Origin of the sequence: Floccifex sp. (assembly GCF_051873495.1) — a bacterium.
Taxonomy (GTDB): domain Bacteria; phylum Bacillota_I; class Bacilli_A; order Erysipelotrichales; family Erysipelotrichaceae; genus Floccifex.
In genome coordinates this window covers 1-4,392 of the sequence record NZ_JBJEEX010000133.1, presented here as the reverse complement: position 1 = coordinate 4,392, position 4,392 = coordinate 1, and the positions used below count along the sequence as shown (strand labels likewise).

Genomic DNA, 4,392 nt, shown 5'->3' with positions numbered 1-4,392 from the left:
ATATATTTTCAAACTTTTTCATAAATTCTATTGATTTTTATATAGTTAGCTTTCACTTTTGATTAATTTTTTCCAATTCTTCAATCATTAATTTTTCTATTTTTTTAATATCTGGCTGAGTCGGAGTAAAGCGGACACCATTACGTAATAAATTAATTACTTTATGAGCTTTTTTGTCAATTTCTTTTATTGTATTTTTATCATAAATTCTTACAATTTGTCCTCCTTTAATGTACGCTTGTTCAATGTAATGATTTGTAACAGGAAACATATCTTGTAATAATAGAACTGTTTTTTTATTGAATACTTTTGCTATTAAAATTGTATCATTAGGTTTATGTTGTTTATTTTTGTTTTCAATGATTCTTTCAAATTTTTCTATTTTTGAGCTACAAGGAATTAACCAAATTAATTCTGTTTTGTCATCATAAAATGCAAAATAATGAGGCCGTTTACTTTTTTCATAATTCATTTTTAAATAAGGATCATTCACTTTCTCAAAAAATTCATCGGCTACAAAGTAAAAAGCTCCTTTTAATAATTCCATAATAAATTCCTTTCTTACAAATTAAGCCTCTTACCGTTGAGAGCAAGAGGCTTAAAAATACTTTTTCACGGTCTATTTATGATTCGCATGACCGGAAGCGAACTACGTTTTCACGGTCTATTTATGATTCGCATGACCGGAAGCGAACTACTTTTTAGATAGAACTCTATCTATCTTTATAGTAGAAAAAAAGCTATCGTTTGTCAATTGAAAACCCGTATAGAAATCTACACGGGTTAAGGCTTATTCGATTTCATTTATTTTATTTAGGACACGAGTTTGTACTTCAAGATAATAAATTAGTTCATCATCGTTTAAAGAATCTTCATCAATTTCATCTAGTTTTTTACATGCATCGTTATATTTTGTCATATATTCAACATATTGCTGCAACAAGGTACTTGTATCTTGTGATTCTTGATATGTTTTCATGAACTCCACATATTCGTTCATAAAGATTTCATAGCTATCCAATGCTTCTTTTATTTCAGGACGAATGCCATTGGCAATAGGTGTTTGTTCCTCAACAATATTTTCTTGTTTTTCTTCCTGAATATCGACAATATCAGGTTGTTCAGGTTGAGTAGGTTGTTTTGGTTCATCACATCCACTTAATACACTTAGGGCAAGTGCACTCGTTAAAATCATCATTTGTCTTTTCATATACGTTCTCCTTTAAATGAAGGAAGTGTTTCTAATTTTTTTATAGTGAAGTCAGCATTTGTTCAATGATTTGAATCATAGATTCATTTTTAATTATTTCTTGATTAAGTTTTTCTTTACGCTTTAATAACGCATCTTTTAATTCTGTACCAGAATCATCTATTATATTTTTTATTTCCTTTAGTGAAAAACCCATATCCTGAAATAACTTAATTTGTTTAATTCTTTTTATGGTTTCTTGGTCATAGAGCAAGTAACCACGATTGTTTTTACCAGATGGTTTTACTAATTGTTCTTTTTCATAGCCTTGTATAGCTCGTCTGGAAATATTTAATTGTGTACAAACTTCTTTTAGTGTTAAATCCTTCATTCTATCCTCCTAAAATCCTAAAATTGCACGCAACGTGCAGTCAAATAAAAAAACACTTCCTACTATGGGAAATGTTTTTTTCGCGAGGATAAATTAAAATTTGGAAAAAATATGCATAGATGCATATAATTCCCAGGAAAAATATGCACGCATGCATATTTCTTCCAGTTATATCATATTGTTTATACGACTTTGGAAAAAAGGAATTGGAGCAACAAATCCATTGGTTCCATTCATAATTAAGCTATTTCCAATTTTTTAACACCCTGACAAAGTTCTTTTTCTTCTTTTGATATAGGATTGGTGATTAAAACATCATAGTCACTAAACTTGGCAAACGTATAGGTTCCTTGTTTACGAAACTTAGAAGCATCACATAATAAAATTTTTTGTTTGGATTTCGATAGGACTTGTTGTTTGATCAACATTTCTTCTAAGGAAAACGTAGTAGGTCCGCCAGTATTTAAAAAACCATCGCATCCCATAAAAGCGGTATCAATTTGAATCTTTTCTAACGTCTGCATCGCAAAGACACCTACCATTGATTTTCCTCTTTTTTGTAGCTTTCCACCTAAAAATAATAAATCATGTTTTGTATTCGAAATAACTTGGGCGATGGCTAAGGAATTTGTCACAATGGTTAGGTTCTTTTTTAGTGGTAAATATTTACATAAAGCTAAAGTCGTTGAACCTGGATCTAAAAAGATAATGGAATTATCTTGGATATAGTCTAATGCTTTTTTGGCAATTTGTTCTTTTTCCTTGATGTGTTCTCCCATTTTAATATCTAAAGGAAGTTGATTATAATCTTGATTAACTTCGGCTATTCCATGTTTTTTGGTGATTAATTGTTGTGATTCAAGAATAGATAAATCTTTTCGAATGGTTTCGGAACTCACTTTAAATTCACTGGCTAAATCGACAATACGTACACTATTTTCATTTAATATTTTTTGATAGATTTGATCTCTTCGATTTTTGGTATTTCTTGGCATTTTGTCTCCTTTTTCTTGGAAAAACTTTGTTTATTCTTTTATTTCCAACATTATAACATTGTATATATTGGAAAACCAAGTTTTGATATTGTTTATATTTTAAAATCATTTATATTTAAAGTACCAAAAGAAAAGAGGAGTATATATGAAACTACAAGTTGCCCTAGACACATTAACACTAGACGAATGCATTACATTATTAGAAGAAACAAAAGGATCTGTTGATATTGCCGAGGTAGGAACACCATTTGTGATTGAAGAAGGAATGGTTCCTGTTCGTGAATTCAAAAAGCGCTTCCCTGAAATTGAAGTATTAGCCGATGCCAAAATCATGGATGCTGGAAAATACGAAGCTGATAAATGCTTTGATGCCGGTGCCGATATCGTAACAGTATTGGGAGTAAGCCACGATGAAACAATTAAAGGTGTTGTGGAAAGTGCGAAAAGCCACGGAAAGAAAGTTATGGTTGATATGATTGCGGTCAGTGATTTAAAACAAAGAACTATCGAAATTGATGCCATGGGAGTTGACTACATTTGTGTACACACTGCCTTTGATGTACAAGCATTAGGACAAGATCCATTAGATGATTTAAAAACCGTAAACAGTGTCATTAAAAATGCCAAAAGTGCTGTAGCAGGTGGAGTTAAACTTAAAACCGTTGATGCCATTGTCAATGAAGGATGCGAAATCGTAGTTGTAGGAGGAGCAATTTGTAACGCACAAGATCGTAGCGCCTATGCCAAAGAAATTAAGGATCATTTAAAATAGGAGGAAACATGAATAATAGAGATTATGCCAGTGTCGTTTTAAACGAACTACAACACACTTTATCAAGAATTGATATCGATAAAGCCAACCAATTCGTAGAATTAGTAGACCAAGCCGATGAAGTATTCTGTGCTGGAGCCGGTCGTTCAGGATTTCAAATTAAAGGATTTGCGATGCGTTTAATGCACATGGGCGTACACAGTTATGTAGTAGGAGAAACTTGTACACCTAATATTAGAGAAAACGGATTATTAGTCATTTGTTCAGGTTCAGGAGAAACTAAGAGTTTAGTAAACCATGCCACAAAAGCCAAAGAAGTCGGAGCTAAAGTCGCTTTAATTACGATTAATCCCGAATCAACAATTGCTAAAATGGCAGATGTCGTCGTTGAAATCAGTGCTCCAAGTCCAAAGAGTGCCAAACAAGGAGACATTAAATCGATTCAACCAATGGGTTCTTTATTCGAACAATCTGAAGGAATTTTCATGGACATTGCGATTATGATGTTGATGGAAAAGAACAATATGGATAGTGACACAATGTTTGGACGTCACGCTAATATGGAATAATAGGAGGAGAAGGGAATGAGAGCAGAATTAAATAAATATATTGAAAAACCATGGGGATATGAAAAATGGATTGCGGTTACCGATCACTATGCATTAAAAGAAATCTTTTTAAAGAAAGGATGTCGTACTTCACTTCAATATCATAACTATAAAGAAGAACATAGTTATGTATTATCAGGACAATTATCAATTGAAGAAGACAACATCAATAAAGAAATGGAAACCAATGTCTACAATCCAGGTGATATTATCCATGCTTTACCTACATATAAACACCGCGTAACAGCTCTAGAAGACTCTGTTTTTATTGAAGTGAGTACACCTTACTTAGATGATGTTGTTCGTGTAGAAGATGATTATAATCGTCAGTGAAATCCCACTTTACTTTTGCCACTATTTTAGTGGCTTTTTTAATATTAAAAAAAAAAGAGGCTGTAACAGTTAAATAGCCTGTACAAAAAAGGATAGCTGACTCA

7 protein-coding genes are annotated in these 4,392 nt (G+C 32.0%); 3 read left to right on the top strand and 4 right to left on the bottom strand.

Annotated features, from left to right (window positions below):
* Positions 1-52: 52 nt before the first annotated feature.
* The 4 genes from cptIN to ACI313_RS08795 all read right to left on the bottom strand — a co-directional run bounded on the left by cptIN (position 53) and on the right by ACI313_RS08795 (position 2,575).
* The gene (gene cptIN, locus ACI313_RS08810; protein WP_439755811.1) at positions 53-547 is read right to left on the bottom strand and encodes a type III toxin-antitoxin system CptIN family toxin; all 495 of its coding nucleotides are present in this window, start codon (positions 545-547) and stop codon (positions 53-55) included.
* 243 nt (positions 548-790) lie between these two features.
* Complete coding sequence (locus ACI313_RS08805) at positions 791-1,210, bottom strand: DUF6591 domain-containing protein (RefSeq protein WP_439755810.1); 420 nt, start codon at positions 1,208-1,210, stop codon at positions 791-793.
* A 40-nt stretch (positions 1,211-1,250) separates the two neighbouring features.
* Entirely contained in the window at positions 1,251-1,580 is a 330-nt protein-coding gene (locus ACI313_RS08800) for a MerR family transcriptional regulator (RefSeq protein WP_439755809.1), read from the bottom strand.
* A 239-nt stretch (positions 1,581-1,819) separates the two neighbouring features.
* Positions 1,820-2,575: a DeoR/GlpR family DNA-binding transcription regulator gene (locus tag ACI313_RS08795; protein ID WP_439755808.1), complete on the bottom strand. Its 756-nt coding sequence runs from the start codon at positions 2,573-2,575 to the stop codon at positions 1,820-1,822.
* Between the two features lie 145 nt (positions 2,576-2,720).
* Here ACI313_RS08795 and hxlA point away from each other — a divergent pair, with 145 nt between their 5' ends.
* From hxlA to ACI313_RS08780, 3 genes are read left to right on the top strand one after another with little or no spacing between them, the layout of a single operon-like run.
* A complete protein-coding gene (hxlA, locus tag ACI313_RS08790; RefSeq protein WP_439755807.1) occupies positions 2,721-3,347 on the top strand; it encodes a 3-hexulose-6-phosphate synthase in 627 nt (208 codons plus the stop codon).
* A gap of 8 nt (positions 3,348-3,355) precedes the next feature.
* A complete protein-coding gene (gene hxlB / locus ACI313_RS08785; protein ID WP_320608715.1) occupies positions 3,356-3,916 on the top strand; it encodes a 6-phospho-3-hexuloisomerase in 561 nt (186 codons plus the stop codon).
* Between the two features lie 15 nt (positions 3,917-3,931).
* Positions 3,932-4,288 carry a hypothetical protein gene (locus ACI313_RS08780; RefSeq protein ID WP_320104421.1) on the top strand — a complete coding sequence of 119 codons (357 nt, stop codon included), beginning with the start codon at positions 3,932-3,934 and terminating at the stop codon, positions 4,286-4,288.
* The last annotated feature ends 104 nt before the right edge of the window (positions 4,289-4,392 follow it).

Excerpts from the sequence above, each read along its gene's own strand:
- ACI313_RS08805 (WP_439755810.1), bottom strand. The coding sequence starts at position 1,210 with ATGAAAAGACAAATGATGATTTTAACGAGTGCACTTGCCCTAAGTGTA.
- ACI313_RS08800 (WP_439755809.1), bottom strand. The coding sequence starts at position 1,580 with ATGAAGGATTTAACACTAAAAGAAGTTTGTACACAATTAAATATTTCC.
- hxlA (WP_439755807.1), top strand. The coding sequence starts at position 2,721 with ATGAAACTACAAGTTGCCCTAGACACATTAACACTAGACGAATGCATT.
- cptIN (WP_439755811.1), bottom strand. The coding sequence starts at position 547 with ATGGAATTATTAAAAGGAGCTTTTTACTTTGTAGCCGATGAATTTTTT.
- ACI313_RS08780 (WP_320104421.1), top strand. The coding sequence starts at position 3,932 with ATGAGAGCAGAATTAAATAAATATATTGAAAAACCATGGGGATATGAA.
- ACI313_RS08795 (WP_439755808.1), bottom strand. The coding sequence starts at position 2,575 with ATGCCAAGAAATACCAAAAATCGAAGAGATCAAATCTATCAAAAAATA.
- hxlB (WP_320608715.1), top strand. The coding sequence starts at position 3,356 with ATGAATAATAGAGATTATGCCAGTGTCGTTTTAAACGAACTACAACAC.